Origin of the sequence: Sphingobium sp. CR28, assembly GCF_052327305.1 — a bacterium.
Lineage (GTDB): Bacteria > Pseudomonadota > Alphaproteobacteria > Sphingomonadales > Sphingomonadaceae > Sphingobium.
Genome location: NZ_CP182486.1, coordinates 605338 through 631392, shown reverse-complemented (window position 1 = coordinate 631392; position 26055 = coordinate 605338). Strand labels below are relative to the sequence as shown.

General features: G+C 63.1%; 26 protein-coding genes and 1 tRNA gene. 16 read left to right on the top strand and 11 right to left on the bottom strand.

The window, feature by feature from the left end; all coding sequences use genetic code 11:
- Positions 1 to 7 precede the first annotated feature (7 nt).
- From ACNAOH_RS02970 to ACNAOH_RS02955, 4 genes are read left to right on the top strand one after another with little or no spacing between them, the layout of a single operon-like run.
- Positions 8 to 571, top strand: a complete 564-nt coding sequence (locus tag ACNAOH_RS02970) for a CvpA family protein (protein ID WP_443971289.1) — start codon at positions 8 to 10, stop codon at positions 569 to 571.
- Entirely contained in the window at positions 564 to 1004 is a 441-nt protein-coding gene (locus ACNAOH_RS02965; protein ID WP_443971288.1) for an iron-sulfur cluster assembly scaffold protein, read from the top strand. The genes ACNAOH_RS02970 and ACNAOH_RS02965 overlap by 8 nt, the downstream gene beginning before the upstream one ends.
- Positions 1001 to 2782 carry a cation:proton antiporter domain-containing protein gene (locus tag ACNAOH_RS02960; RefSeq protein WP_443971287.1) on the top strand — a complete coding sequence of 594 codons (1782 nt, stop codon included), beginning with the start codon at positions 1001 to 1003 and terminating at the stop codon, positions 2780 to 2782. The genes ACNAOH_RS02965 and ACNAOH_RS02960 overlap by 4 nt, the downstream gene beginning before the upstream one ends.
- A complete protein-coding gene (locus tag ACNAOH_RS02955; RefSeq protein WP_443971286.1) occupies positions 2779 to 3111 on the top strand; it encodes a DUF423 domain-containing protein in 333 nt (110 codons plus the stop codon). The genes ACNAOH_RS02960 and ACNAOH_RS02955 overlap by 4 nt, the downstream gene beginning before the upstream one ends.
- On the opposite strand, the gene aroB is transcribed toward ACNAOH_RS02955, so the two are convergent.
- A complete protein-coding gene (gene aroB / locus ACNAOH_RS02950; protein ID WP_443971285.1) occupies positions 3098 to 4210 on the bottom strand; it encodes a 3-dehydroquinate synthase in 1113 nt (370 codons plus the stop codon). The two genes, ACNAOH_RS02955 and aroB, sit on opposite strands and share 14 nt — an antisense overlap.
- On the bottom strand, positions 4201 to 4746 hold the full coding sequence (locus tag ACNAOH_RS02945) for a shikimate kinase (RefSeq protein WP_443971284.1): 546 nt from the start codon (positions 4744 to 4746) through the stop codon (positions 4201 to 4203). Before ACNAOH_RS02945 ends, aroB begins: the two co-directional genes overlap by 10 nt.
- A gap of 113 nt (positions 4747 to 4859) precedes the next feature.
- On the opposite strand from ACNAOH_RS02945, the gene ACNAOH_RS02940 reads away from it, so the two are divergent.
- From ACNAOH_RS02940 to ACNAOH_RS02920, 5 genes are all read left to right on the top strand, one after another.
- The gene (locus tag ACNAOH_RS02940) at positions 4860 to 5033 is read left to right on the top strand and encodes a hypothetical protein (protein ID WP_443971283.1); all 174 of its coding nucleotides are present in this window, start codon (positions 4860 to 4862) and stop codon (positions 5031 to 5033) included.
- A gap of 15 nt (positions 5034 to 5048) precedes the next feature.
- A complete protein-coding gene (locus tag ACNAOH_RS02935; protein WP_443971282.1) occupies positions 5049 to 6875 on the top strand; it encodes a hypothetical protein in 1827 nt (608 codons plus the stop codon).
- Positions 6875 to 7804 carry a tyrosine recombinase gene (locus ACNAOH_RS02930; RefSeq protein ID WP_443971281.1) on the top strand — a complete coding sequence of 310 codons (930 nt, stop codon included), beginning with the start codon at positions 6875 to 6877 and terminating at the stop codon, positions 7802 to 7804. Before ACNAOH_RS02935 ends, ACNAOH_RS02930 begins: the two co-directional genes overlap by 1 nt.
- Positions 7805 to 7813: 9 nt before the next feature.
- Entirely contained in the window at positions 7814 to 8758 is a 945-nt protein-coding gene (locus ACNAOH_RS02925; protein ID WP_443971280.1) for an acetyl-CoA carboxylase carboxyltransferase subunit alpha, read from the top strand.
- A gap of 72 nt (positions 8759 to 8830) precedes the next feature.
- The gene (locus ACNAOH_RS02920) at positions 8831 to 10318 is read left to right on the top strand and encodes a M48 family metalloprotease (protein ID WP_443971279.1); all 1488 of its coding nucleotides are present in this window, start codon (positions 8831 to 8833) and stop codon (positions 10316 to 10318) included.
- A gap of 76 nt (positions 10319 to 10394) precedes the next feature.
- Here the strand turns inward: ACNAOH_RS02920 and ACNAOH_RS02915 are convergent, their stop codons facing one another.
- Both ACNAOH_RS02915 and ACNAOH_RS02910 read right to left on the bottom strand, forming a co-directional pair.
- The gene (locus ACNAOH_RS02915; RefSeq protein ID WP_443971278.1) at positions 10395 to 10559 is read right to left on the bottom strand and encodes a Flp family type IVb pilin; all 165 of its coding nucleotides are present in this window, start codon (positions 10557 to 10559) and stop codon (positions 10395 to 10397) included.
- A gap of 126 nt (positions 10560 to 10685) precedes the next feature.
- Entirely contained in the window at positions 10686 to 10856 is a 171-nt protein-coding gene (locus ACNAOH_RS02910) for a Flp family type IVb pilin (RefSeq protein ID WP_443971277.1), read from the bottom strand.
- A gap of 63 nt (positions 10857 to 10919) precedes the next feature.
- Between ACNAOH_RS02910 and ACNAOH_RS02905 the strand changes: the two genes are divergently transcribed.
- Positions 10920 to 11342: a (deoxy)nucleoside triphosphate pyrophosphohydrolase gene (locus ACNAOH_RS02905; protein WP_443971276.1), complete on the top strand. Its 423-nt coding sequence runs from the start codon at positions 10920 to 10922 to the stop codon at positions 11340 to 11342.
- Here ACNAOH_RS02905 and ACNAOH_RS02900 read toward each other — a convergent pair.
- Positions 11334 to 12188 (bottom strand): methyltransferase domain-containing protein, encoded by an 855-nt coding sequence (locus ACNAOH_RS02900; protein WP_443971275.1) that lies wholly within the window; start codon positions 12186 to 12188, stop codon positions 11334 to 11336. The two genes, ACNAOH_RS02905 and ACNAOH_RS02900, sit on opposite strands and share 9 nt — an antisense overlap.
- Between ACNAOH_RS02900 and ACNAOH_RS02895 the strand changes: the two genes are divergently transcribed.
- From ACNAOH_RS02895 to ACNAOH_RS02875, 5 genes are all read left to right on the top strand, one after another.
- Positions 12172 to 12984 (top strand): double zinc ribbon domain-containing protein, encoded by an 813-nt coding sequence (locus tag ACNAOH_RS02895; protein WP_443971274.1) that lies wholly within the window; start codon positions 12172 to 12174, stop codon positions 12982 to 12984. The genes ACNAOH_RS02900 and ACNAOH_RS02895 overlap by 17 nt on opposite strands.
- A 45-nt stretch (positions 12985 to 13029) precedes the next feature.
- Entirely contained in the window at positions 13030 to 13287 is a 258-nt protein-coding gene (grxC, locus tag ACNAOH_RS02890; protein WP_443971273.1) for a glutaredoxin 3, read from the top strand.
- A 14-nt stretch (positions 13288 to 13301) separates the two neighbouring features.
- Complete coding sequence (locus ACNAOH_RS02885) at positions 13302 to 14126, top strand: carbon-nitrogen hydrolase family protein (protein WP_443971272.1); 825 nt, start codon at positions 13302 to 13304, stop codon at positions 14124 to 14126.
- A 2-nt stretch (positions 14127 to 14128) separates the two neighbouring features.
- On the top strand, positions 14129 to 14611 hold the full coding sequence (locus tag ACNAOH_RS02880; protein ID WP_443971271.1) for a DUF1178 family protein: 483 nt from the start codon (positions 14129 to 14131) through the stop codon (positions 14609 to 14611).
- A 48-nt stretch (positions 14612 to 14659) separates the two neighbouring features.
- Positions 14660 to 14736: transfer RNA gene (locus ACNAOH_RS02875), tRNA-Arg, on the top strand.
- Positions 14737 to 14789: 53 nt separating this feature from the next.
- Here ACNAOH_RS02875 and ACNAOH_RS02870 read toward each other — a convergent pair.
- The 5 genes from ACNAOH_RS02870 to ACNAOH_RS02850 all read right to left on the bottom strand — a co-directional run bounded on the left by ACNAOH_RS02870 (position 14790) and on the right by ACNAOH_RS02850 (position 22248).
- Positions 14790 to 15620, bottom strand: a complete 831-nt coding sequence (locus ACNAOH_RS02870; RefSeq protein WP_443971270.1) for a 23S rRNA (adenine(2030)-N(6))-methyltransferase RlmJ — start codon at positions 15618 to 15620, stop codon at positions 14790 to 14792.
- 261 nt (positions 15621 to 15881) lie between these two features.
- Entirely contained in the window at positions 15882 to 16337 is a 456-nt protein-coding gene (locus ACNAOH_RS02865; RefSeq protein ID WP_443971269.1) for a carboxymuconolactone decarboxylase family protein, read from the bottom strand.
- A gap of 106 nt (positions 16338 to 16443) precedes the next feature.
- A complete protein-coding gene (locus ACNAOH_RS02860) occupies positions 16444 to 17892 on the bottom strand; it encodes a nucleoside hydrolase-like domain-containing protein (RefSeq protein ID WP_443971268.1) in 1449 nt (482 codons plus the stop codon).
- 19 nt (positions 17893 to 17911) lie between these two features.
- Entirely contained in the window at positions 17912 to 19297 is a 1386-nt protein-coding gene (locus ACNAOH_RS02855) for a glycoside hydrolase family 43 protein (RefSeq protein WP_443971267.1), read from the bottom strand.
- Positions 19297 to 22248 carry a TIM-barrel domain-containing protein gene (locus ACNAOH_RS02850; RefSeq protein ID WP_443971266.1) on the bottom strand — a complete coding sequence of 984 codons (2952 nt, stop codon included), beginning with the start codon at positions 22246 to 22248 and terminating at the stop codon, positions 19297 to 19299. Before ACNAOH_RS02850 ends, ACNAOH_RS02855 begins: the two co-directional genes overlap by 1 nt.
- Before the next feature lie 118 nt (positions 22249 to 22366).
- Here ACNAOH_RS02850 and ACNAOH_RS02845 point away from each other — a divergent pair, with 118 nt between their 5' ends.
- Positions 22367 to 23389, top strand: a complete 1023-nt coding sequence (locus ACNAOH_RS02845) for a LacI family DNA-binding transcriptional regulator (RefSeq protein WP_443971265.1) — start codon at positions 22367 to 22369, stop codon at positions 23387 to 23389.
- A gap of 10 nt (positions 23390 to 23399) precedes the next feature.
- Here ACNAOH_RS02845 and ACNAOH_RS02840 read toward each other — a convergent pair whose 3' ends face one another.
- Complete coding sequence (locus ACNAOH_RS02840; protein ID WP_443971264.1) at positions 23400 to 26054, bottom strand: glycoside hydrolase family 3 C-terminal domain-containing protein; 2655 nt, start codon at positions 26052 to 26054, stop codon at positions 23400 to 23402.
- Between the last annotated feature and the right edge of the window lies 1 nt (position 26055).

Sequence of the window (26055 nt, the reverse complement as noted above, 5' to 3'; positions counted from 1 at the left end):
GAACGATATGACCGCCCTCGACATCGCCGTGTTGCTCGTGATCGGCTGGACATCCGTGCGCGGCGTCATGCGAGGCTTCGTCGCGGAAGTGATCGGCATTGCCGGGCTTTTCGCCGGCATGGTCGCACTCCGCCTTTTTCATGCGCCCGTCACGGAGCTTCTAACCGCATGGATCGGGACGGCAGGTGGCGCAGCGATTCTCGCTTTCTTCCTTGTTTTCGGGAGCATCGTGGGCGCTGCCAAGCTGTTCGCTGGTCAGCTTGGCAAGTCGAGCCGGGCATCGCTGCTCGGGCCGGTAGATCGCGCGCTCGGCTTCGGTCTTGGCGGTCTCAAGGGGCTCTTGTTCGCAACGGTCCTGTTCATGTTGTTCACGCTGTTCTTCAACACGCTTTACGGGGCGTCCGAGCGGCGACCCGAGTGGATGCGCACGGCTCATGTCTTCCCCCTGCTGACCGCGAGCAGCCTCGCGATGAGTGCCTGGCTGGAGGAGCGCAGCGATCATGGCGGGCTCATGGGCGCCATTTCGGGTGAAAGCGACGCGCAATCGGATGGCGGTGACAAGGATGAATGAGCCGCTCTATGGAATGGCCGTGCTTCGGCTGGCGGCGGCAGTGGCGGACTATCCTCCGCTCGATGGTGCGGACGCGACGGTCGAGAAGCGCTCGCCGATTTGCGGAAGTCGGGTCGTCCTGACGCTTCGGCTCGATGAACAGGGCCGAGCGGCGGGCATCGGCATTCAGGCGCAGGCTTGCGCGCTGGGGCAGGCGGCGGCGACAGCGCTCGCGCGTGGAATCGTGGGTCGATCGGCGGAGGAGGTCGCGCGGGTGACAGCGGACTGGTCCGATTATCTGTCCGGCACGACCGAGGAAGTTCCCGACTGGCCGGATCTCGCGCTTCTGGCGACCGGGCGTAATTATCCCGCGCGTCACGCTTCCCTCCGGCTGGCTTTCGAAGCCGCGCCCGAGGCGATGGCGGTGGCGTTGTCTGAGAACTTAAAGTCATGACAGCGACCGATTTCCTTCTGTCCGAAGGTGTGATCCTGCTCGCGGCCGCGCTTGCGTTCGTCATTCTCTTCCGGCGGTTCGGCTTGGGCGCCGTGCTAGGTTATCTCGTTGCGGGCGCGCTTGTGGGGCCATTCGGGCTCGGGCTGGTCGGCGGCGGCGAAAGCAAGATGGCGATTGCCGAAATCGGCATCGTGCTGCTGCTCTTCCTCGTAGGGCTTGAACTCAACCCCTCCCGTCTGTGGCGCTTGAAACGCGACATTTTCGGGCTTGGCCTCATGCAGGTCACGCTCTGCGGGCTGGCGCTTGCCGCCTTCATTTTCGTGGCGACGGGCTTCAGCGGGCCGGCGGCGCTTGCCCTTGGTTTGCCGCTCGCGCTCTCGTCGACCGCGCAGGTGTTGCCGGGCCTTAAATCCAGCGGGCGGATCAACTCGCCATTCGGGGAAAAGGCGTTTTCCGTCCTCCTGTTTCAGGACCTTGCCATTGTTCCCCTGATCACGATCATCGCGACCCTGTCTCGTGCACCGGCCGATCCCAGCGCTCCGCCGGGCTGGCTCCTAGTCCTTTATACGATGGGGGCCATAATCGGGCTGGTGCTGGTCGGGCGGTTCGTTCTTCAGCCGCTCCTGTCACTCGTCGGGCGATTGGGCGAGCGGGAGCTGTTCGTGGCGCTGGGTCTCTTCACAGTTCTCACGGCCGCGTCGCTTATGCACGCGCTGCATCTTTCTACCGCGCTCGGCGCCTTCGTCGCCGGTGTCATGCTCGCCGATTCCCCCTATCGGCATGAGATAGAGGCCGATGTGGAGCCGTTTCGCACCATCCTGCTCGGGCTGTTCTTTGTTGCGGTCGGAATGGTACTGGACCTTGGCGTCATTGCCCGCTCCCCGTTCTTTATCTTCGGCATGGCCATCATGCTGGTGGTCATCAAGGTGGGGATTATCACACTGGTCGCACGGCTTTTCGGCATGGATTTTCGCGGAGCGCTCGCTCTGGGACTACTGCTCAGTCAGGGCGGCGAATTTGCGTTCGTATTGTTCGGACAAGCCCAGACCGCGCTTCTTATTGAGGCGTCCGCCGGCAGCATGTTCAGCGCCATCGTCACCCTTTCGATGATGACCACGCCGTTTCTGCTCGTTCTCGCGCGTCGGCTGGAGTTCTCGGCCGCCGGCGACAAGGATCTCGAGGGGCCAGACGACGCGCCGCGCGGCGGTGTGATCGTGGTGGGCTATGGTCGTTTCGGCCAGACAGTCGCACAGATGCTCTGGCGGCAGGGCACTCGCGTAACCCTGATTGATCAGAAGCCCGCGCAAATCGAACTGTCCGGCCAGTTCAATACCAAGGTCTATTATGGCGACGGAACCCGGGTCGATCTGCTTCGCCGTGCAGGCGCCGAGGATGCATCGCTGATCGCCTTCTGCCATGACGACAGGAACTTCGGCCCCAAGGCAATGAAGCCCATCGTTGAAGCCTTTCCCCAGGCCGCAATTTTCGTTCGTGCTTTCGATCGTCGTCAGGTCATCGCCTTCGACGGTATGGAGATTGCGCATGTCCAGCGCGAACTTTTCGAGTCCTCAGTGGCGATGGGCCGGATGGCCCTTGCCGAACTGGGTGTGTCGCCGGACGAGGTTGCGGAGATAGAGCATCAATATCGCCTCAACGATCAGGCGCGGTTGGACAAGCAACTCGCCGAGGGCAACCTGCTGGCTGCGCGGGATCTCATCTGGAACCCCAGCCGGGCGATGAAGCTTTCGCCGGAACCGCTTATCGGAGACGATGCATGATCGCGACGATCGCTGCTCTCAGCGCTGCTCTGGCCATCGCGGCGGGGGCGTTCGGCGCACACGGCGCCTCTTCGGCGCAGGCTGCGGAATGGCTGCGGACCGGCGCCTTTTATCAGCTCGTTCATGCGGTCGCCGCGCTTGTGCTGATTCGGGGGGTGTCGCAGCCGGGTATCGCTGCGTCCATGCTCGGGGGAGCGGCGATCTTTGCGTTCACGCTTTACGCGATGGCGCTCGGTGCGCCTAGATGGCTGGGCGCCGTCACACCCGTTGGCGGCGCCATCATGATCGGCGCGTGGCTGGTCGCGGCGTGGCGGTTCAGCCGTTTCTAGCGATATCTGAGTCCAGGAACGCGGCAACGTCGGCAAGGTCCACGTCCTTGGCGAGATAGGTCTGGCCGATGCCGTTCGCCAGCAGGAAGGGCAGGGTGCCCGCCGCCATCTTCTTGTCGTGAAGCATATGACCCACCAGTTGCTCGCCGCTCGCTGAGACTTTGGCATCGACGAGGCTCGCAGGCAGCCCCGAGGCGCGCAAATGCGCGGTAACCCGCGCGGCGTCCTCAGCCGGGCAATGGCCGCGCCGCACCGAATAATGGAACGCCAGCGCCATACCTGCCGCCACGGCTTCACCGTGGAGCAGGCTGTCCCGAAAGCCATGCTCGGCCTCCAGTGCATGGCCGAAGGTGTGGCCAAGGTTCAGTAGGGCACGTCGGCCACTCGTCTCGCGCTCGTCGTCGCGCACGATAGCCGCCTTGGCGGCGACACTGGTGCCGATGGCGTATTCCCGCGCGGCCGCATCGCCGGACAGAAGCGCTTCGCCATTGGCCTCGCACCAGGCGAAGAAGGGCGCATTGTCGATCAGGCCATATTTCACGACCTCGGCATAGCCCGCGGCCACGGTCCGGCGGTCGAGCGTGTCCAGAACCGTCGGGTCGATCAGGACGAAGCTCGGCTGGTGAAACGCGCCGACGAGGTTCTTGCCCGCGCGGGAGTTGATTGCCGTCTTGCCGCCTACGCTGCTGTCGACCTGCGCGAGCAAAGTCGTTGGTATCTGCACGAAAGCGCAACCCCGCTTGAGGATGGCGCAGGCAAACCCGACCAGATCGCCGATGACACCGCCGCCCAGTGCGATGACATGATCGTTCCGCTCCGTGCCCTGTTCGATCAGCCAGTCGGTCACGGCTTCCAGCTGCGACCAGCTTTTCGTCCCTTCGCCGCTCGGCACCACGAGCAGTGTGCTGGCAAGGCCGGCGCGGCCTAGCGCCGCTTCGAGGCGAGGCCACTGCAGTGCCGCTACGCGATCGTCAGTGATGACCGCGAGCGGGCGCTTGGACGCGAAAGGCGCGAGCGCAGCGCCCGCATCGTCGAGCAGGCCACCCTCGATACGGACATCATAGGCGCGTGCGCCCAGTTCCACAGGGATTACGGACATAGCTTCACGGCTTTCAATATCTTCTCCACCGTCGCGTCGTGCGGCGAGGCGGAGCTTTGGATGTGGATTGGCGCTTGCTGGTAGAACGGGCGGCGCACCTTGGCGAGTTCGAGCAGAACCTCGCGCACGTCCCGTCCCTTGAGAAGTGGGCGCCCATCGCGGCGCGATACGCGGTCAACCAGCACCTGAATGTCGGCATCCAGCCAGATGGCGGTTGCCCGATCGAGGATCAGCGAGCGGGTCTCGTCATTGACGAAGGCGCCGCCGCCCGTGGCGATGATCTTGGCCTCGCCGTCGATAAGCCGCGCGATCACCCGGCGTTCGCCATCGCGGAAATGCGCTTCGCCGAACTTGTCGAAGATTTCCTGGACGGTCATGCCCGCCGCTTTCTCGATTTCCTCGTCGGCATCGACAAAGGGAAGACCGAGCCGTGTCGCCAGCCGTCGACCGATCGTCGTCTTGCCGACTCCCATCATGCCGACCAGCACGAGGGTCCGGCGGACATCGTCGACCTCATATTTGCGGTTTCGCTGCATGACGTGCGGGGCTATACATCCGCCTGCCGGACAAGCAATCGCCCTTTTCCCTGTGGAAACGACGGTTCCGACTCAGGCTGGCATATCCTCATGAGGCAAATTCGAAACGGATCATGAAATTATCTCGCCAAGATCCCTATCGCCGGCGTCGCAGCCCGATTTCCATCGTCGTCATCATCCTGCTGCTCGTCATTCTGGCTGTTTTTGCGCTCGCATGGATGCGGGGCGGGCCTCAGCCGCTCCAAACCGTCGAAAAGACGATTCCGGCCGATCAACTCGGCAAGTAGTTTGAGGGCCACGACGTGAAACCGGTAAGCGGGGCATGGCTATTCGCGGCAACGCTGCTGGCGATCGGCATACCTGTGCTTGCGCAAAACGGTCCGGAGTCACTGCTGCCCGAGGGGTTTGGCGAAAGTGGTCCGGAGCCCGGCCCTGCGCCGTCGAGGCCGGCCGGCAGCACCGGTAATGCGAGTGCTCCTACGCTCGCACTTCCGACGAACCCGGCGCTCGCCATTGCGGAGGGGGCTGCGGCCCTTTCGTCCGGGGGGAATAACGCTTCCGTCAACGAAGCCGCGATTGCGGAGAAATATGATCTTCCGGCGACGGCCCGGCGCTCACTCGCTCAGATCGGCCCATTGACGTCAGCGAGCGGGGGCCTTCCCGTCAATGCCTTCGGCGTCACGCGCGGGCCATTTCTGGCCTCGCTTATGCGGTCCTCCCGCGCACCGTTCGTATCGCGTTGGGGGAGCATTCTCCTGCGTCGCGCGCTGCTGAGCGGCACGCGGACGCCCGGGGAGATCAACGGTGCCGACTGGACGGCGGAGCGGGCCTGGCTGCTCGTGCGCATGGGTGAGGCGGACGCTGCCCGCCTTCTCGTGCAGAGCGTCGATTCCGACCGATATACCAAGCGGCTCTACGCTGTGGCGATGCAGGCGCAACTTGCCACGGCTGACCCTGCTGGTTTCTGCCCGCTGCTGCCTCGTGCACGCGATTTTTCCGATGAACCTGGCTGGTTCATGGCGCAGGCGATTTGCGCGTCCTTCTCCGTCGAGCAAGGGCAGGCAAGCGCGCTGCTGGCGCAGGCGAGCCGGCGCGGCATCGCTCGAGGCATCGACTATCGCCTTGCCGAGAAAGTGGTGGGCAGCGGCCCGAACAGCCGACGCTCGGTCAAGATCGAGTGGGATGGTGTGAACCAGCTCACCAACTGGCGTTTTGGCTTAGCTACCGCGACCAATGTCGAAATTCCCGAAGCCTTGTTTTCGACCGTTGGGCCGCAGGTGCGGGCGTGGGAGGCACGCGCGCCGACCCTGTCCTATGAGAGGCGCCAGCGCGGCGTCGCTGTCGCGACACGGCTGGGAGTCTTCTCCGGCGACGCAGCGCGCACATTCTGGTCGGAATATGCCGATGCGTCCGAGAATGGATCAAGCGCGAGTGACATCGGCGATCTTCTTCGCACCGCCTACGCAGGCGAAAGCATAAGCGAACGCATTGGCGCTATGCGGAGCTTCTGGTCGCGGTCTCCGGCTGACGGCGTAGCCGGTCCGGGGGGCGTCGATTATGCGGCCCTGCCTGTGCTGGCGCGCGCGGCAGCAGTGCTGACTCCCACTGCCGATGCTGGCGACGACACGCCGTGGCTCATCGCGGCCATGCTGTCCTCCGGCTTTGACCGGTCTGCCCAGAGATGGGGCGGCGTCGTGGGCAGTCTGGAAGGTGCTCCGGGCGAGCGGGCATGGGCGTTGCTCGCGACCGGTTCTCCGACGCCGCAGGTCGATCTTTCCGCAAGCCGAATTTCGCGCTTCATCGGCAGTGACGAGGCCGGTGTGAGTGGACGGCTGCTCGTTGCGGCGTTGGGAGGACTGGGGCGTTTGCCCGATGGGAGCAGAGATAGCATTTTGGCGGAAGCGAAAATCGCTCCGACGCCGCGCACCCGTTGGGCGCGTGCGCTCATGTCCGCTGCCGCCCGTCGGGAGCAGGGTACGGTTGCGCTCCTCGTGGCGGTCGGTCTGCAGACGGGCCGGTGGGATAGTCTGCCGGCAGATCATCTTTATTTCATCACGGCTGCGCTGACCCGCGTAGGATTGGGCGCGGAGGCGCGGATGATCGCCGCTGAGGCGATGGCGCGCACCTGATGCCCTGGGGCGCGGAGGATCTGCCCCCTCTTTCCGTCGAGGATGCGCGATCAATCGATCGCTATCTGGCGATGCTGGCGGCGGAGCGCGGCGCCGCACGCAACACGTTGCTCGCCTACCGTCGCGATCTTGAGGAAGCTGCCCGACGGTTGGCCAGGCTGACGCATGCGACCGGTGAGAGTCTGCGCGCGCTGGAGAGCGTTTGGGCTGATCTCGCTCCCTCCAGCCTCGCTCGTAAATCTTCGGCTCTGCGGGGTTTTTTCGCCTTTATGGAGGCGGAGGGCGTGCGACCCGACAATCCGTCCTCCTGCTTGCCAAAGCCGGCGGTCCGGCGGCCCTTGCCCAAGATACTGGGGCATGAAGCGGTCGATGCGCTGTTCGCGGCGATCGACGCGCGGCTCGCGAAAGATCCCGTCAATCCTCTCGACATGCGACTCTCGGCGCTGATCGAACTGCTTTACGGTTCGGGGCTCCGCGCCAGCGAACTCGTCTCGCTCCCTGCGCGTGCGCTTGCGGCGGATCGGCCTTTCATCATCCTGCGCGGCAAGGGCGGGCGCGAGCGGCTCGTTCCCATTTCGGATCGGGCGCGGGCAGCCGTGGCCCGGTGGCGTGAGCACTTACCCGAAGATGCGCTCTATCTTTTTCCGGCGGGGAAGAGCTTCCTCAGCCGGGTGCGGCTTTTTCAGATCGTGCGTGCGCTGGCGGCGGAGGCGGGACTCGATCCGTCGAAAGTCAGCCCGCATGTCTTGCGCCACGCCTTCGCCACGCATTTGCTGGAAGGGGGTGCGGATCTGCGCGCGCTACAGGCCATGCTCGGCCATGCGGACATCGCGACGACCCAGATCTACACGCACGTAGATGCCGCGCGACTGGTCGCGCTGGTGAATGCCCGTCACCCGCTCGTTGACCTAGCGCCGCGTCGCGCCTAACTCGCCGGGATGAACAGCTTTCTGGATTTCGAGAAGCCGGTCGCCGCGCTTCAGTCGCGGATCGCGGAACTGCGCGAGACAGCGCAGGATGGCGCCATCGACATTGATGCCGAGATTGAGCGCCTTCAGGGCCGATCAAACGTGATGCTTGCGGAGCTCTATGGCAAGCTGACGCCCTGGCAGAAGACGCAGGTTGCGCGCCACCCGGAGCGTCCGCACTTCCGGGACTATGTCGCGGGAATGTGCACGGATTTCCTGCCGCTGGCGGGGGATCGCGCGTTTGCCGACGACAAGGCGATCGTGGGCGGGCTCGCGACGATTGGCGGGCAGCGCGTCATGCTCATTGGCCATGAAAAGGGCCATGATACCGAGAGCCGGGTGAGGCATAATTTCGGGATGGGAAAGCCGGAGGGCTATCGCAAGGCGATCCGCCTCATGGATCTTGCCGATCGGTTCGGGCTGCCAGTGGTCACGCTCGTCGATACCTCGGGCGCGTTCCCCGGTGTGCAGGCCGAGGAGCGCGGTCAGGCGGAAGCCATCGCCCGGTCGACGGAGCGCTGTCTGGCTCTGGGCGTACCAATGGTCGCCGCGATTGTGGGCGAGGGCGGTTCGGGTGGCGCCGTCGCGCTTGCCGCGGCCAACCGGCTGCTGATGTTCGAACATGCGATTTACTCGGTGATTTCACCCGAGGGCTGCGCCTCGATTCTATGGCGAACTGCCGACAAGGCAGCGGATGCGGCCACCGCGATGCAGGTGACGGCACAGAATCTGGAAGCGCTGGGCGTCATAGATCGGATCGTGCCCGAGCCTATGGGAGGCGCTCATCGCAACCCTTCCGAAGCGATCGAATCGCTTCGCCGCGCGATCGATGAGGAAGTTGCAGCGCTCGTGCCGAAGACGGCAGACGAACTGAAGCGGCAGCGCGGCGATAAATTTCTCGCCATGGGGCGTTGATCCCAAGGGGCATTCGCGCGTTCTATCGTCATTCGGCCGCGAAGCTCGCGGCGCTGGCTGGGGAGGGAGTTTATGTCGCGCAAACGGATCGGTGCGGGAGTCGCTGTCGCGCTGACGGCACTCGCATTGGCGCAGCCCAGTGCAGTGGGGCAAGCGCAGCGGCAAATCCGTACCGTCAACAGCATGACTCCCTCGGAGAAGGCAGAAGGGGCCAAGGCCCATCCGCAGCTGCTGGAGGAGTTTGGCGGACTGTATGACGGGCGGCAGGCCGCTTATGTCGCCAGCGTTGGCAAGCGGATCGCGACTCAGTCGAGCCTTTCCGCCCAGCAGAGCGACTTCACGGTCAGCCTGCTCAATTCGAATGTGAACAACGCCTTCGCCATCCCCGGTGGCTATGTCTATGTGACACGCCAGCTCATGGCGCTGATGAACGATGAGGCGGAGTTGGCCGGCGTTCTGGGCCATGAAGTGGGCCATGTGGCTGCCCAGCATGGCAAGCGTCGGCAAAGTGCTGCCCAGCGAAACTCCATTCTCGGCGCTCTCGGGCAGGTTCTCGTCGGTGCCGTGGCGGGCGATTCAGGGTTTGGCCAACTCCTTCAGCGTGGGATCGGCACTGGCGCACAACTCCTCACTCTCAAATTTTCGCGCAGCCAGGAGTATGAGGCAGACGATCTGGGCATCCGCTATCTTGCCAAGGCGGGTTACGATCCCAAGGCGCTGTCTTCGATGCTCGCGTCGCTGGCTGCGCAGAACAGCCTCGATCAGCGGCTTGGCGGTGATAATCAGGGCGTGCCCGAATGGGCGAGCACGCATCCGGATCCCGCGTCGCGCGTTCAGCGTGCCCTGCAGGGCGCGCGGCAGAGCGGATCGACCAGCACGCAGCGCAACGCCGCCGTTTTTCTCTCGCAGGTCGATGGTATCGTTTACGGCGAAGATCCCAAGGGCGGTGTTGTAGAAGGTGGCCGCTTCATTCATCCCGTTTTTCGGCTCCAGTTCTCCGTGCCGAACGGTTTCGGGCTGGAGAATGGCGCCCAGGCGGTGTCCATTGCCGGATCGGGCGGCCAGGCGCAGTTCACGGCAGGCAAGTTCAACAGCGACCTCGGCGCTTACGTCCGGAGCGTCTTCCAGAAACTGGCTGGTCAGAACCAGACTATCCCTGACATTCAGATCAATCGCACGACAATAAATGGGCTGCCGGTCGCTTATGGCACGACCCGTGCCAGCTCTTCGCAGGGCGGGGCGCTGGACATCACGATCTTCGCCTATCAGTTCAGCCCGACCACGGCCTATCATTTCCTTGTTGCGACACCGGCAGGGCAGGGCGTCGGACCATTCGGCCCGATGCTAAACTCGCTGCGCCGGATCAGCGAGCAGGAGGCCTCGGCCGTTCGGACGCGCCGGGTCCAGGTCGTGACGGTCGGGCGAGGCGATACCAGCGCGTCACTCGCTGCGCGCATGGCCTTCGATGATTATAAGGCGGAGCGCTTTCAGGTGCTGAATGGCCTGCCGGCGAATGCAAGATTGACGCCGGGCCAGAAGGTCAAGATCGTCACTTATTGAGCGGGCATTAAAAAAAGGCGGATCGACAGGAGTCGAGCCGCCTTTTTTAAATCGAACGCCGTCGCTGGCGCCCAGTTTACTTATTCAGGTTATTCGCAACCTTGTTGAAGGTCGTCGTGAGATTGGTGCCGAGCGATGACATCGCGCCGATGGCGGCCACGGCGATGAGCGCAGCGATCAGACCATATTCGATCGCGGTCGCACCCTTTTCATTCTTCAGCATCTTGCGAAAAGTCTTCATGTTCGGTCTCCTGTCAATTCCGTCATCCCTGCCCCCTCACCGATCTCTCAGTGAACAGTGCGATAAATAGAGACGGTTTGATTTCGAAAGAGTTAAATGCCGCAGCGATGTGTAAGGAAAAGAGGGTTAATTACCGCTAACCTTGTTCGAGACATTGCCCCACATATTGTTTGTTTTTTCGGCAACTTGGCTAAGGCTGGCAACCATCGCGAGAAAAATCAGCGCAAGGATCAAGCCATATTCCACGGCCGTCGCACCCTTTTGGGAAGACAGCAGTGCTTTCAGCTTGCCAAACACGTTGTTTCTCCAGCATCCACAATGATGTGGCTGTAAAGTTTGAAGCCTTAAAAAAGAGTAGTCATGACGCCTGACTCAGCCCCGTTCGCGCCTCCACAGATTGTCGTTGCCGCAGCCCTTGTGGATGGGGCGGGGCGCGTGTTCATTCAGCAGCGCCCGTTGCACAAGGCGATGGGCGGGCTCTGGGAATTTCCCGGCGGAAAGGTCGAACCGGGAGAGGCGGCGGAACATGCGCTGGTCCGTGAACTGCGCGAGGAACTGGCGATCGAGACCGAGACGGCGTGCCTCGCGCCGGCCACCTTTTCCACCGGGACCATAGGAGAGCGCCCGTTGCTTCTGCTGCTCTATGTCTGCCGAAAGTGGACGGGGCAAATCGTGGCGCAGGAGGCAATCGACACGCGCTGGCTCCTTCCGCACGAACTCTTCGCCGTGGAGATGCCGCCCGCAGACCGCCCGCTTGTCGCGATGCTCGATGCTTTATTGTGAGCGGGGGCCCTTCAGCGCGTCCGCGAGGGAGACTGTCGCGCTTCCTCGCCGGGCCGGACGAGGTTGATCGGGCGAGGGTGCCCATCCACTGCCGTGGAGGATGACGAACGTCTCCCGCGTCTTGCCGTCCGGCTCTGCCTGCGCAGCGAATGCCTCGGCCATAACCATCAGCGCTGATCGGGTGAGGGGCGGCGGTGGGGAAGCAAGGCACTGGGCCGCGCCCATGCCGCGCAGGTCGTGCATCAGGCTCAGGACCGATCCGTAGCGCACGGCGACTCCCTGATGATCCGCCACCGGCATTGCAAATCCTGCGCGCTGGAGCAGGTCGCCCAGAGCCCGCACGTCGACCTGCGGGTGGAGGCGCTGAGCGGGTCGCTCGCTTTCCCCTACGCGCAGCGCACTGCGAAGCATCGGCAGGGAGCCCGCGCCGATGAAACTGACAAGGCACAAACCGTCCGGGCGCAGCGCCCTGCGAAGCGCGATGAGCGCGCCGGGCAGATCGTTCACGCTGTCGAGCGTCCCGCAACTCAGGACGAGGTCAAACTGGCCGTCAGGGAAAGGTAGCGCGTCCTCCCTGCCGTGGACGGCGCTGCGCGCGCTCGCGACCCCGAGGCTGGGTTCGAGCATCGTGACGCGGGCGCCGCTGGCCTGCAGATGATCGGCCAGGCGCATGTTCAGTGTGCCGATTACGAGCGCGTCCTCGAAGGTGCGGCTCACATCGGTCAGGCGCTCGATCATCTCGTCCGCCATCGCGTCCAGCAAAAAGGAGAAGGCCGCGAAATTTGGCAGTGCCCGCTCGCGGCGGCGCTCGCGCAGTTTGTCGTCGAATATGCTGGGAACACTCATTGGGCGGCTTGTGGCGCTTCGGCCGCCGTGGAACAAGTACCAGATGCACTCGATGTGGGCACCCAACCTCCGGCGCGCATTCGCTCCCGTCCTCGATTATGCCTTGCCGGCGCGCTGCCCCGGCTGTGGCGAGATTGTCGCGGAGGATGACGTTTTCTGCGTGGATTGCTGGTCCAGCCTACCGTTTATCGCAGCGCCCGTCTGCGCGCGATGCGGCATCGATTTGCCCGATCTTGCCGAGGACGGGGCGGAATGCGGGTCGTGCCTTGCCGAGCCGCCGCCTTTCGGGCGGGTTCGTGCGGCGACCCGTTTCGAGGGTGTTTCCCGTACGCTGGTCCACCGCCTGAAATATGCGCGCCGTACGGGCCACGCCCGGATCATGGCTAGGCATCTCGTGCGCCTCCTGCCCGATGAAGCGTGCGATGCGCTGCTTGTCCCGGTGCCGCTCCATCGCTGGCGGATCTGGTCTCGCGGGTTCAACCAGTCCGCTCTCATTGCCCGCGCGCTGGCCGGACGAACCGGGCTTGGGATCGAACTAGACGCAGTGCACCGCGTGAAGCGCACTCCGCCTCTTTATGCGCTCGGGCGGGCTGCCCGCCAGCGCGCGGTACGCGGTGCCTTCGCAATTTCGAAGAGTGGAGCGGACAAGGTTCGGGGACGTCACGTGATCATCATCGATGATGTCTGGACGACCGGCGCGACCGCCACGGCCTGCGTCCGCGTGCTTCTGGATGCCGGTGCATCCCGAGTGGATGTGCTTTGCTGGGCGCGGGCCATGCCAGGCGGTGCGGATTGACAAGAGACGGCCGGCAACCGACATCGGGTGCCTGGAGGATCGGCGATGGCTAAGGTTGAGGTCTATAGTAAGGAATTCTGCGGCTACTCCTCGCGGGCTAAGGCGCTGCTGCGCGAGAAGGGCGTGGATTTCACCGAATATGACATCACGATGGGCGGTCCTGTTCGCGCGGAGATGATTCAGCGGGCCAACGGCCGCTCCACGGCACCGCAGATCTTCATCGATGGCACGCATATCGGCGGATGCGACGATCTGTACGAGCTCGAACGGAGCGGCAAGCTGGATCCGTTGCTGAAGGCCTGACGACAAACTTTCCCATGCGTGTTGCTCTTCTCCAGATGACAGCGGGGGTCGATCCCGCCGCCAACGCCGCTACGATCGTGAAGGCGGTTGCTAAGGCTGCCGAGGGTAGCGCGACCTTTTTGTTCACGCCGGAGATGTCCGGCGCTCTGGATCGCGACCGGGCACGATCGGCAGCGGCGCTGCGGCTCGAAGCGGAAGATCCGGTACTTCATGATGTGCAGGCAGCGGCCCTTGCACATGACATGTGGGTATCGCTCGGGTCACTGGCTGTTCTGGACCGGGCGGATGAGAAGCGGCACAACCGCGGCTTCGTGATCGGACCGGATGGAGCGATCAGGGCGCGCTATGACAAGATCCACCTCTTCGATGTCGATCTGCCGGACGGGCAGAGCTGGCGAGAATCGGCCACTTACGCCGCCGGACAGGATGCCACGCTGGTGCAGACGCCGCTTGGCGTGCTGGGACTCGGCATCTGCTATGATCTGCGCTTTCCCGCGCTTTTCAATATGCTCTCGAAGGCTGGGGCGGATGTTATAGCCCTCCCTGCCGCTTTCACGGTCCCGACGGGCGAAGCGCACTGGCACACGCTCCTGCGTGCCCGGGCGATCGAGACGCAGTGCTTTGTCATCGCTGCGGCGCAGACCGGGCAGCATGAGGATGGGCGCGAAACCTTTGGCCACAGTCTCGTCGTCGATCCGTGGGGACGTGTGCTTCTGGATGCCGGCACCGAGCCCGGACTTTATTTTTGCGACCTTGATCTGAACGAAATAGCGGCAGTGCGTGCGCGTATCCCGGTTCATACTCATCATCGCCCCATCGGTGGACCGCTCATCCTGTGATCGTGTTCGATCTTAAATGCCGCTCCGGTCATGTGTTCGAAGCGTGGTTCGCGTCGAGCGAGGCCTATGAACGGCAGCGCGTCGACAAGCAGCTGGTCTGCCCGGTCTGTCAGGATGGGGAGATCGGAAAGGCGGTGATGGCGCCCGCGGTGTCCGCGAAGGGGAACCAACGATCCGAAACCATACCCGTGCCACTGCCTCAGGCTGAGAAAGCCCCGATCGCCGTCGGCCTGCCGCCTGCGGTGCGGGAGAAACTGGCGGAAGCTGTAGCCGCGGTTGCGCAAGCTCAGCAGGAGGCAATCGCCCGGTCGCAATGGGTCGGGGACAAGTTTGCTGACGAGGCGCGGGCCATGCATTATGGCGAACGCGAACAGGCGCCTATCCATGGCACCGCAAGCGCCGACGAGGCGCGCTCCATGATGGAGGAAGGGCTGGCGGTCGCACCGCTCCTCGTCCCGGTTGTGCCGCCGGACCAGATCAATTGATCCTGTCGAGTTGACCCCCGCCAGCGTGGGCAATAGAGCCTTTCGCGGGCACCCATAGCTCAGCAGGATAGAGCACCAGATTCCTAATCTGGGGGCCACTGGTTCGAATCCAGTTGGGTGCACCATTCCGCAGATTGTTGGCTATAGTGCAATGTTGCCGAGGTGGTGCCGGCTCCAATCAATCGCCCAACCAATTGGCCGTAATCTCTCCCCTGTGCCCCTCCGGCGCCAGCGCGGCGCGCAGGGCTTCCAGCAGAGGCGGCAGCGCCTGCGTAAAGGCGTAAGGCGGATTGACGATAAAAAGGCCCGCGCCGTTATAGATGTCGGGCTGATCGTTATCGTACAGCCAATGCTCGACCACCAGACACTTCGGGATGCCGAGCCTACTAAGCTGCGCCTTCCACCGCATATGGGTGGCGCGGTCTTTCAGCGGATACCACACCACCGTCACGCCATGTGCCCATTTGCGGGTCGCTGCCGCGAGGGTAGCAGTGATACGTGCGCGTTCGTCGGTCTGCTCGTACGGCGGGTCGACGACCACCACGCCGCGCGGCGTGCGGGGCGGCAGCACCGCCATCCAAAGCTCGTAGGCGTCGCGCTGATGCACGGCGGCGGATGTGTCGCGCATCGCGCCGCGCAGGGCATAGGCGTCTTCGGGATGTTTCTCGTTCAGGATCAGAAAATCCTGCGGACGCAGAAGCTGCGCCAAGAAGCGCGGCGATCCGGGGTAGAGACGAGGCTGGGCCCCGGCATTTACCGCCTGAACGGCGGCGCGATAGTCGTCCAGCAAAGGGTTCGTGTCGGCAAAGGCGCGCACTACGCCCTGTGTAGCCTCCCCGGTGCGTTGCGCCTCATCGCCGCCAAGGTCGTACAGGCCGCAGCCGGCATGGGTGTCGATCAGGGTGAGCGGGCTCTCTTTGAGCTGCAACGCCCGCACGAGGGCGATCAGCAGGCTGTGCTTTACGACATCGGCGCTATTTCCGGCATGAAAGCTGTGGCGATAATTCATTGTAATTCAAAAATCCTGGCGATCTGCCTCTAAACGACCGGCTGCGCGTGGAAGCCAGGCGCGAGGCGATAGAAGCAACCAATCCAGTGCCCGTATAGCGTCGGGCGGAAACCTTCAAAGTATTCTGCGCACGGCCTCAAACTCGCGCTAAAGTACCATCGAAACTATAATGCTCATCTTCGGAGAGTGTGGCGCACCACTCCCGTCGATCGGTCCGGGCAGGCCTTCCTCCCCGCAACCGATCGACTTGCGATATTGCTCTTATGGCTGGGCCTTAACCGGGAGACGAAATGGCGCACCGAGCCGGTTGAACGCGTTCATCGCGGCGATCGCAATAGTGAGATCAACCAGCTCCCTGGGCTCGAAAGCCGCCGCCGCTGCCGCATAAGCTTCGTCGGACGCATGGGTTTCGCTGACCATCGTCACCTCTTCGGCCCATGCCAGCGCTGCGCGATACTGGTCGGAGAAGAGATGGGGCACTTCTGCCCATACCGGAACAAGCGTCACCTTGTCGGCGGCCATCGTCTTGAACAGGTCTCGGCTATGCATATCGATGCAGTGCGCACACCCATTGATCTGCGAGATGCGGAGGAAGACCAGATGGATCAACTCCTCCGGTAAAGCCGTCTTGTTGAGAAGATAGTGGTGGACGCCGAAGAGGGCCTTTGCGCCCTCGGGTGCCACTTCAAACCAGTTCAAACGTGCGATTGCAGTCATGACGATGTCCTCGATAGGCGCCGACTATCGGCGCTACGGGACATGACGAGACAGCAGCGGCCAGTGTGACATGAGGCCGCAATTTTTTCTGGCCTCGACTGGGCAGCTACGGCGTAACCGTGAGAATCACGCGCTGATAGCGGGTCAATGGCGGGCTGCCCTTGTCCGTCACTTTCACGATGAAATGTGCCTCGCGCGGCGCATCGACCTTAGGCGCCGTGAAATCGACCGTGTGGATGTTGGCGGCGATGCCGTTGGGAATGGCCGTCTGCCAGTGGCCAATTTCAGCATAGTGGAACCACTGGAAGCTCAGGCTGTCGCCATCGGGATCGGTGCTGTCTCTTGCGCTCAGCACAAAACGCTCGCCCGATTTGACCGTCATGCGACCTGGATTGGCGAGCCGCACAACGGGCGGGTGATTGGCTTGCGAAAAGGGGCGGGTGGTCCAGTCCATCCGCGCGGCGAAGTCGTTCTGGATATCGTCGCGCCAGCGCCAGATTCCGCCCCGGAAATCCTTGACCGCCCGCTCTCCGGGCACCGTGGCCCGGCCGAACTCGCTTGCGATCTCCGGCGTGAAGCTGTCGATGGCGTTGGTCCAGATCGGTCTGGTTTCAGGCTCTATGGTCACGCCGCTGAAGCCGCTGGGATCGGTCGTCGCGATGGGCGGGGTGTAAAGCTCATAGCGGCCGCCCCAGCCGCCCCAGTCCGGGCGTTCGGGGGTGCTGAGACCATTGGGAATGAGTGAAAGGAAGGCCGGCGTGTCGCCTTCCATGCCGTAGGACACATCTGGATAGAGCGCACCGAACGGTCCATGGCCTTGCTGAATGTTGTCGCGCAGCCATGCGTTGCTGATGGTCTTGTTGTCTGTCCCCGGGATCAGCGTGTGGATGCCGGTCCAGGCTCCCGCTCCATATCCGCCGGGACTGACGACATAGAAAAGCTCAGGGAATGTCTTGCGTATCCACGCGCCCGCATCGTCCTGGTCGGAGATGGTATAGACGCGCAGCTTGGCAATCATCCGCCGCGCCTCGTCAGGAGAGCGCGTCTGCCGGATGCTCTCGAGAGCTTGGGCAAGCGTGTTTACACCGCCCCACACGGATATCCACAGGGGTCGCGGATCGCTTCGCCCCAGCGCCTCCACGATCAGGCGCGAACCCGGCGTGTCCTTGCCCGGACCGATCGCGGCCATGCCATAGCCCGGCTGACCCTCGCGAACGAGGCTGCGGAGCGCGTCCGCTGTGGGGAAGCCGGCCTCGTGCTTTGCGAGATTGGGTTGGACCTTCGCATAACCATCAATGATGCGGCGGATCGAGTCCGGGTGGATCGAGGTCTTCATGTGGATGGAGGTGGTCGCGACCAGCCCCTCCAGGTCGATCTGGTTGGCGTAGAGGAAAAGCCGCACGAAGGACTGGGTGTCGTCGGGGTCGGCTTCGATATCGCTCAGCACGATCATGCGCTGTTTCGCCGTCGCCTCGCGCACCGGTTGGGCAGCGGCGGGCTGGGCCGCACAAAATGCTGGCAACGCAGCGATCAAAAGGAATGGCAATCCGCGCATGTCTGGCTCCCCCTTCTGTTTACGGCGTTACGCGCCAATGGTCGAAGTCGAACAGGAGTTCGTCGTTCCCGCGGCCTCTGAAAATCAGAAATAGGTCATGTACCCCGTTTGCGCCGGTCAGCGCGGCGGTGCGCTGCTGCCAGGCATCTGAACCGCGAGTTTCGCCCACGTCTACGGTGCCGATCAGCGGACCATTCGGGCGATCGAAGCGAAGCTCGATCTTCGCGCCCGGCGTTCCGTTTCTGACATTCGCCATGAAACGCGAAGCGCCCTTGCCGAAGTCGACACCTGCGACCTTGATATAGCTGCGATCCTTTATCCGCGTGAGATAAATGCCCGATTCCGCATCGCCTGCAGTCGTGACGCCCGGCGCCCAGGGATAGGGACGATCGCGGTCGCGCTTGAGCCGCGAGGTCCACGCAATCGTCTCCGCCTCCACCCGCTTATAGGGATTGAGGGGTTCGATTTGTGGAGCGCTCGTCCGGTCCCACCAGTGAAGATTGGGAATGGTGCCGTCGGCATTATAATCGAACTTGGCGACGGTCACGGATCGGCGCTCATGATGGATCGGCGTCATCGCGAAGTTCAGCTCATAGTTGAAGCCAAACAAGTAGGAGCCGCCCTTATACTCGATGATGCCGGGGTGATTGCCGGTGGAGCGGGGATCATGGGCCATAATCGGCCCTTTGTACGTCCAGGGGCCAGTGGGCTTGTCGCTCATCGCATAGCCAATGCCTTCGGAGCAGCAGGTCGAGGCGAAAGCCATGTAGTAATGGTCCTTGCGCTTATAGAACCACGGCCCTTCCTGATAGTCGAGGATGCGGGGCATCTTGGTGATCGGGCCAGAATAGGAGACCATGTCCTTGTTCAGCTTGACGTACCACAGGTCTGGATTGCCCCAGTAGAGATAGGCCTGTCCGTCATCGTCGATCCATACTGTCGGGTCGAAATAGCCTTCGCCGGGTTCGATCAGCGGCTTGCCCAGCGGATCCTTGAAGGGGCCTTCGGGTTTGTCCGAGACTGCGACACCGATCACGTTTCGAGGCGACCCCGGCACGGTCACCGGCGCGTAAAGATAGAATTTGCCGCCGCGTTCGATGACTTGAGGCGCCCAGGCATCATTGTTCTGATTGGCCCACGAAAAGGTCTTGAGCGAGGCGACGACGCCCCGATCCGTCCAGTTCGCCATGTCTGTCGAACTGTACAAGCGCCAGTCGAGCATCTTGAAGCCTTCGGCGTCGTCCTCGTCATGGCTGGTATAGAGATAGACGGTGCCATCATGGACGAACGGCGCCGGGTCGGCCGTGAAGCGCGTCTGGATGATCGGGTCGCTCTGCGCGTGAGCCAGCGGCGCAACCGCCGTCAGGGCCAGAGAAGCTGCGACTATAGGGAACAAACGGATCATCAGAACTGCACCGTCATTGCCTTGCCGTCATAGGATACGCGCCGGGTCGCCGGGAGCATCTCCACTCCGCCCTTCGCGTTTGCGTTGCGATCGATGAGAACGAAGTTGAGATTGCGCCGGAGAGTCATGCCGGGGAAGCGCCCCTTGCGGGCACTGATCGTCAGCGAGCGCGAGGCGTCGTTCCACATCAGATCATAGGTTGCCCGTTCGCCCTTTTCGTAGGCGTATGTCTCGTTGTCGTCCTCATACATAGTGAAGCGCGCATCTGCGCCCGGATAGATGCGCATTTCATAGGCAGCGCCGGGGTCCTGCGTCGCATATTGGACATTCGGTCCCATCGGCACGATCGATCCGGCCCGCACATAGAGCGGGATCACGTCCAGCGGGGCCTGTCGCGTCACCCGGCGACCACCCTCGAACCGCTCGTTCGTCCAGAAATCGTACCAGCCGGCACCGGCAGGCAGATAGGTCTCCATGCTTTCGTCGAGCGCCGGCTTAGGACCACTCAAAGCCAGTCGGTCGCTCGGGCGACGCCACGCCAGACGGAGCACGCGATTGCCGTCGACCTGATAATAATCGATGCCGACCTTCACGGTTTGCCCCTTGCGCAAGCTGACCGTCGTGCCCTTGTAGCGCGCCGCACCTGCGGCCCAGTCGTCGACCACGGTCTTGCCGTCGAGTTTCAGTCGAAAGCCGTCATTGCCCTCGACACCGATCTCATACTCGCCATCTTCAGGCGCGGTGATCGTGCCGTCCCATTTGGCGGAGAAATGCTGGAGGTTGGAAAGGCCCGCAGGCACCTCTGCCAATGGCGGGTCCGGCCATGTGTGGTCGACCTTCAGATCGACGAAACGACTCTTGGGCGTTTCGAAATTCTCGCCCTCGAAATACTGCCCGGCAAGCCCCGGCTGACCATCGGGCGTGCGCAGATACTCAGTCGGAATCGTCGCGGCCGGCGGGGGCAGGATGTTATACATTGCGCGCGTTACTGGATGGACGAGGAACGACGGCCCGAACATGAAGCTGTCGTCGATCCTGTCGGTCGTCCGGTCGTCCGGGAAATCCATCATCAGCGGTCGCATGAGCGTGTAACTGTCGGAGGTCACCTTCGCGCTTAGGGAATAGGTATAGGGCAAAAGCCGATAGCGCAGGCGCGTGCTGCCCAGCAGCGAGGCATAGGCCCGCGGGTCCATGGTTTTGAAGAGATAGGGCTCCCGCTCGACGTTCGTGCCGTGAATGCGCATGATCGGATTGAACGCCGAGAACTGCAGCCAGCGCGCATAGAGCTCTCGCCAGGCCGGATTTTTCTCGCCGCCGGGGAAGTCCGCGACGAAGAAACCGCCCGCATCCTGCGTCCAATAGGGATTGCCTGTCACTGTCACGTTGATCCCGTCGGCGACCTGCTGCTTCAGCGTCTTCCAACTCGCATAAATGTCGCCGCTCCACGAGGCTGCGGCCGTGCGTTGGGCACCAGCCCAGCCTGATCGGGTGAGGGTGAAGACGCGCTTGTCGTTGATTGACCGCTGCCCGTCATAAGTGCCCTGGGTAGTCAGCAGCGAATAGGGATTGAGATAGCGGGTGAAGTCACCCAGCGCATTCTTCCCCAGCGCCTTGGTGTCGCGGATATTGTCCTGCGCGTTCCACATCGCGCTGCTGACTTCGATCTCGGTGCCGTCCATCCACAGCGCATCCACGCCCTTGTCGAGCAGGCCGGACTTGATGTGCTTGAAGTAGATCTGCCGACCAAGCGGACTATAGGCGTCGTACACGCGCGCGTGCTTCGAGATCCAGTGGAGCGGCTCGAAACGCAGCCCATGCTGGTCCAGCTCTTTGGCCAGCGCCGTGTCGTTACCGATCGACGGCCAGATCGATACCATCAGCTTGAGGTTCATGTCGTGAACCTGGCGGACCATGCCGGTGGGATCGGGGTAGCGGGTCGGATCCCAGATCATCCCGCTCCAGCTGCCGTCTTTGTCCGATCCCCAATATTGCCAGTCTTGCACGATGTAATCGAGCGGGAAGCCATCTTTGCGGAAGTTGCGGGCCACTTCGAGCAGCTGGTCCTGCGTCTTGTACCGCTCCTTGCTCATGAAGAGCCCGAACGCCTGCTTGGGGTACATCGGCGCCTGACCCGTGAGTGCGCGATACGCGCCAACTACGGCATCGGGTGTATCGCCGGCCATGAAGTAATAATCGACGCCACCCGGCGCGCTCTCCGCCCACATCGACGCGCCATTGGCATCGTCCTTGAAGCGCATTTGGGAATAGGTGTCCCAGAGTACCCCATAACGGCGGGAGGACATCAGAACCGGAATGACGATCCCGACATTGGTTTGGACCAGCAGCAGATCCTTGCCGCGCCGGTTGCTCTGGTCCTCGCCGAGGAAGCCTAGCCCATAGATCGCTTCATCCGGACGCAGCGTGAAAACATTGCTCACCTCCAGCGTCGGTGCGCCGGAAATGGTCATCTTCTTGAGGGACTGCGGCGCGTCCGCCTTCTCCTCGGTGTAGAGCTTGCCGGTCGTGTCCAGAAAGCGGATCGCGCCAGTGGCCTTGCTGACCTCGATGCGCAGCTTGGCGCTGCTGATTGTCAGTGTGCCGGGAGTTTCGCTGGTGGTGAACGCCACGGTTTGCGGCTTGCCGATCACGGCGAGGCTGGGTGCGGTCCAGTAGTTCTCGCTCAGATTGGCGTTCACCCGCACGGTGTGCGGCCCGTAGAAGATGATGTTCTTGGTTATGCCGGAGGTGCGCAACTGCACCCCCTCGCGAAGCCGCGCATAGCTAAAGCCCGCATTCGCCGGGAGACTGACCGCCAGCAAATGGCCGTTGGAGTCGAGGCCCGTTGAAGCGGTCGCGGCAGGGGGAGCGGGCTGGGCTCGCGCTACCGGCGCCAAAGCCGTTCCGGCTGCGAGCATTGCGGCGAGGGACACCGCGATACGTCCCGTCATCATCCTGTCCTCTTCATCGATAGGGAGCCTTGTTCCCGAAAACGTTTACGGTAACTTGCCAGCCCGGATCAATGCGCTTTGTCGCTTGCAAAAGAAGAGAGGCTTGCCTCCTGTTGAAGGCATGAATATTCGCGGCCTGGCCGAGCACCTCAACCTGTCGATCGGCACGGTTTCGCGCGCGCTCAATCACGGGCGGGATGTGAACGCGGAGACCCGGCGCCGTGTGATAGAGGCGGCCCTTGCGCTTGGTTACACGCCTAATCAGTCCGGCCGAGCGCTTCGCCGCGGGCGGACGGGGACGGTCGCCTTCATTCTGCCGTTGACGACGGACAGCGGGACTTATGGCGATCCCTTCTTCATGGCCGTTCTTGAAGGAATACAGGCTGCGCTTGAGCGCGAAGGGCTGGAACTGGTCGTTCTTCCCGTCCGGCGCGATCAGGATCATGTCGAGCATTTGCGGCGCCATTTGGGGCGGGGGACAGCCGATGCCTGGTTGCTGGTCGAAATAAAACGGGAAGACGAGCGCATTGCCTTGCTGGAGCGGCAGCGCGTGCCGTTCGCCACCTTCGGGCAGAGCCTGACGCAGGGTCATCAGCCCTGGATTGATCTCGATTTCGAGCAGGTCACCGGCATTGCGATCGGCCGGTTCACTGCAGCGGGACATCGTCGCATCGCACTCATCGTGCCAGGCGACGATGTGAATTTCAGCCAGATCGTCATCGGTAGCTATCGTTCCGCGCTGGAGAGGGCTGGGCTGCCGGTCGACCCCCAGCTGATTTATCAGGGTCCGGTGGATTCCGCCGCGAGTGCGGCAGCGACTGCGCGCCTTCTGGCGCTTGAGGATCCGCCCAGCGCGATCTTTGTGGTGAGCGAGAACGGCCCCGTTGGTGTCTACACCGCCCTGCGCGCGGCAGGTCTGGAGCCGGGACGAGACGTGTCCGTCATCGGCTCGCGTGAGACCGCCGCCAGCGCGCTGCTCGATCCGCCGCTCACATGCTTTTCGCTCGATCTTCAAAGACTTGGGGGAGCCTTTGCAAACATGCTTATAAGATCGATGAAGGGCGAAGGGGAGGCGGGTGACCCGTCCATCCTCTGGCCGTTCGAGACCATCGAGGGACGGAGCGACCACCCGCGCATCGCGTGAAGTCACGTGTCTACTTCGGCAATGAGACCTGCCGCTTGATCGCGAACTCGCTGCTCGCGCCGGCGACGCCGGTGCCCGGTTGCCCGGAGCCGACGGTCAGCCGGTACTGGCCGGGGATCAGCAGGCGCTCGCCATCCTTGTTGACGAAGCTCAGATCCCGGGGAGACAGGGTGATGCTGATCTGGCGCTTTTCGCCCGGTTTCAGCGTCACGCGTTGGAAGCCGCGCAGCGCCGTGAGCGGTGCGCCCTCGAAGCCCGGCGGCGTGATGTAGACCTGAGCGACCTCGTCACCTCCGCGTGCCCCCGTGTTGGTCAGCACGGTGCGCACCACCACGCCTTTCTCGATTGCGCCATCGACCGGCGAAATGGAGACGTCGCCATAGCTGAAGCTGGTGTAGCTCAGGCCATGGCCGAACGGATAGACAGGCGTTCCCTTGTAGTAGCGATAGGTGCGACCGGCCATGTTGTAGTCGGTGAAGGGCGGCAGATCGGCGACGCTCTTGTAAAAGGTGAGGGGGAGGCGACCGGCGGGATTGGTCTTGCCGGAAAGCACATTGGCCACCGCGAGACCGCCCGACTGGCCCGGATACCATGCCTCAAGGATCGCGGACGCGTTGTCCTTGGCCCAGGAGAGGTCCACTGTGCTGCCGTTCATCGTCACGACCACCAGCGGCTTGCCGAGCGCCTTGGCTTTTTCGAGCAACGCGCGCTGATCGGCCGGCAGGTCGAGCGTGGTCTTGTCGCCACCTGAGAAGCCCTCGACCTTTACGGGCATTTCTTCGCCTTCCAGATCGGATGTCAGGCCAACGACGGCCACGATGACATCCGCGTCTGCCGTGCCTGCGCGAAGGTCCCGATCCAGATTGTCGGTGACACGCTTCCAGAAAATCTGCGGCGCCGGCGGAATGCCGCTCTCCGCTTCCAGCTTGACGGCCAGACGCTCGCCCTTGGTCATGCGCACATCCACCAGCTTGAGCGGTTCGGCCCAGCGTGAATAGTCCTTCGCCTCGACGACGGGCTTGCCCCTCAGCGTCAGGCTGCCCTTCACGCCGGTTAGGGCGAGGCGATAGAGGCCCGCCTCCGGCGCAACAAGAAAGCCGGTCCAGACCACCTTATGATTGTTGGTGATCTGCTTGAACTCCGATGCGCGCGTGACGAGGCTGGTTTCCACGCGGCTCAGCGTCGGCGTGGCTGCATATTTGCGGGGTGTGGCTGGAGTGGCGGCTACACCGTTATCGATCGCGTTGTAATATTCAGCCTTGATGCCGGGGCGACCATCCGGCGTCAACAGCGCCGTTCCCGGCACCGGATCGCCGTCCGTGATCGATGGGCTGAAGGGGATCAGCGTCACCTTCGATGCCGAAAGCACCTGCCGCATCCCGTCCGCGACCGAAATCGGCGGCGCGCTGCGGGGAGACGAGTAGTTGCCGCGCAGCACGCGGGTAGCGTCGGAGAGCGGACCGATCAGCGCAACCTTGGCGCCGGGGCGCAGAGGCAGAATGCCGTCATTCTTGAGCAAGACCATGCTCTTCTCGGCCGTCGTGAGCGCGAGATTGCGGCTTTCGGGTGTGTCGATCGCGCTCACCGGGGTGGCGTTCTGCTTGCGGGCCGAGAGGCCGGGCAGATCGCCGTTGCGCATGCGGGCGGAGAAGAGCCGCACCAGTGCGGTATCGATGTCGCCAGTGGTGATATAGCCCCGCGCAAGGGACTCCTTGTAGCGATCGCCCAGATCGGTGCGTCCGCCCAGCGTCGCGTTGTTGCACTCGCTGTCCACGCCGTGGGTCAGCGCGACGGCAACGCCTGTGGCGGCATCCGGCGCATATTTATGGTGCTCGTAGATATCGACGACGGAGTCGCAATCCGAGACGACATAGCCTTTGAAGTTCCAGGCACTGCGTAGATAGTCGCGCAGCAGCACCTGACTTCCACAGGCGGACTGCCCATAGACGCGGTTATACGCGCACATGATCGATCCAGCCTTGGCATCGACGATCGCGGCACGGAATGCGGGAAGATAGGTGTCTTCCAGATCGTGCAGCGAGGGATAGATGTTGTCGACATGGCGGCTCGGCTCCGGGCCGCTGTGCACCGCGAAGTGCTTGGGCGTCGCCACGACATTGGGCAGGTCCGGGTTCTTGCCCTGAATGCCGTTGATGAAAGCCACGCCGATCTGCGCCGTCAGAAACGGGTCTTCGCCATAGGTTTCCTGCCCCCGGCCCCAGCGCGGATCGCGGAAGATGTTGATGTTGGGCGACCATGTGTCGAGGCCCGTGCCGATCCGCCCAAGATGGCCGGTCTGGCGACCAAGCGTGTGGAGGCCTTGGACTTCCGTGCTGATCGTGGTGGCGACACGCTCGATCAGCGGCGCATCAAAAGTGGCGGCGAGGCCGATTGGCTCAGGGAAATTGGTCGTCGGCACCGCGCCGATCGCGCCATGAAGGGATTCGGTCCACCAGTTGTAGGCCGGAATATTGAGGCGTGGGATCGCCGGAGCGACGTTAAGCAGTTGCGCCACCTTCTCGTCGAGGATGAGCTTGTCGACGATCTCGCGCGCCTTCTTGTCCGCTTCCTCCCGCACCGAGGGCTGCGCCTGCGCGGGCAGGGCAGTTGCTACCGCCAGCGCGGCGAGCGAGCATGAGGCAATACGCGTCAGCAAATGGGTCATG

Excerpts from the sequence above, each read along its gene's own strand:
- ACNAOH_RS02940 (WP_443971283.1), top strand. The coding sequence starts at position 4,860 with ATGAAATTATCTCGCCAAGATCCCTATCGCCGGCGTCGCAGCCCGATT.
- ACNAOH_RS02850 (WP_443971266.1), bottom strand. The coding sequence starts at position 22,248 with ATGATGACGGGACGTATCGCGGTGTCCCTCGCCGCAATGCTCGCAGCC.
- ACNAOH_RS02870 (WP_443971270.1), bottom strand. The coding sequence starts at position 15,620 with ATGAATTATCGCCACAGCTTTCATGCCGGAAATAGCGCCGATGTCGTA.
- ACNAOH_RS02965 (WP_443971288.1), top strand. The coding sequence starts at position 564 with ATGAATGAGCCGCTCTATGGAATGGCCGTGCTTCGGCTGGCGGCGGCA.
- ACNAOH_RS02955 (WP_443971286.1), top strand. The coding sequence starts at position 2,779 with ATGATCGCGACGATCGCTGCTCTCAGCGCTGCTCTGGCCATCGCGGCG.
- ACNAOH_RS02840 (WP_443971264.1), bottom strand. The coding sequence starts at position 26,054 with ATGACCCATTTGCTGACGCGTATTGCCTCATGCTCGCTCGCCGCGCTG.
- ACNAOH_RS02885 (WP_443971272.1), top strand. The coding sequence starts at position 13,302 with ATGCGTGTTGCTCTTCTCCAGATGACAGCGGGGGTCGATCCCGCCGCC.
- ACNAOH_RS02915 (WP_443971278.1), bottom strand. The coding sequence starts at position 10,559 with ATGAAGACTTTTCGCAAGATGCTGAAGAATGAAAAGGGTGCGACCGCG.
- aroB (WP_443971285.1), bottom strand. The coding sequence starts at position 4,210 with ATGTCCGTAATCCCTGTGGAACTGGGCGCACGCGCCTATGATGTCCGT.
- ACNAOH_RS02970 (WP_443971289.1), top strand. The coding sequence starts at position 8 with ATGACCGCCCTCGACATCGCCGTGTTGCTCGTGATCGGCTGGACATCC.
- ACNAOH_RS02930 (WP_443971281.1), top strand. The coding sequence starts at position 6,875 with ATGCCCTGGGGCGCGGAGGATCTGCCCCCTCTTTCCGTCGAGGATGCG.
- ACNAOH_RS02905 (WP_443971276.1), top strand. The coding sequence starts at position 10,920 with ATGACGCCTGACTCAGCCCCGTTCGCGCCTCCACAGATTGTCGTTGCC.
- ACNAOH_RS02855 (WP_443971267.1), bottom strand. The coding sequence starts at position 19,297 with ATGATCCGTTTGTTCCCTATAGTCGCAGCTTCTCTGGCCCTGACGGCG.
- ACNAOH_RS02895 (WP_443971274.1), top strand. The coding sequence starts at position 12,172 with ATGCTGGGAACACTCATTGGGCGGCTTGTGGCGCTTCGGCCGCCGTGG.
- ACNAOH_RS02860 (WP_443971268.1), bottom strand. The coding sequence starts at position 17,892 with ATGCGCGGATTGCCATTCCTTTTGATCGCTGCGTTGCCAGCATTTTGT.
- ACNAOH_RS02945 (WP_443971284.1), bottom strand. The coding sequence starts at position 4,746 with ATGCAGCGAAACCGCAAATATGAGGTCGACGATGTCCGCCGGACCCTC.
- ACNAOH_RS02925 (WP_443971280.1), top strand. The coding sequence starts at position 7,814 with ATGAACAGCTTTCTGGATTTCGAGAAGCCGGTCGCCGCGCTTCAGTCG.
- grxC (WP_443971273.1), top strand. The coding sequence starts at position 13,030 with ATGGCTAAGGTTGAGGTCTATAGTAAGGAATTCTGCGGCTACTCCTCG.
- ACNAOH_RS02845 (WP_443971265.1), top strand. The coding sequence starts at position 22,367 with ATGAATATTCGCGGCCTGGCCGAGCACCTCAACCTGTCGATCGGCACG.
- ACNAOH_RS02865 (WP_443971269.1), bottom strand. The coding sequence starts at position 16,337 with ATGACTGCAATCGCACGTTTGAACTGGTTTGAAGTGGCACCCGAGGGC.
- ACNAOH_RS02920 (WP_443971279.1), top strand. The coding sequence starts at position 8,831 with ATGTCGCGCAAACGGATCGGTGCGGGAGTCGCTGTCGCGCTGACGGCA.
- ACNAOH_RS02960 (WP_443971287.1), top strand. The coding sequence starts at position 1,001 with ATGACAGCGACCGATTTCCTTCTGTCCGAAGGTGTGATCCTGCTCGCG.
- ACNAOH_RS02900 (WP_443971275.1), bottom strand. The coding sequence starts at position 12,188 with ATGAGTGTTCCCAGCATATTCGACGACAAACTGCGCGAGCGCCGCCGC.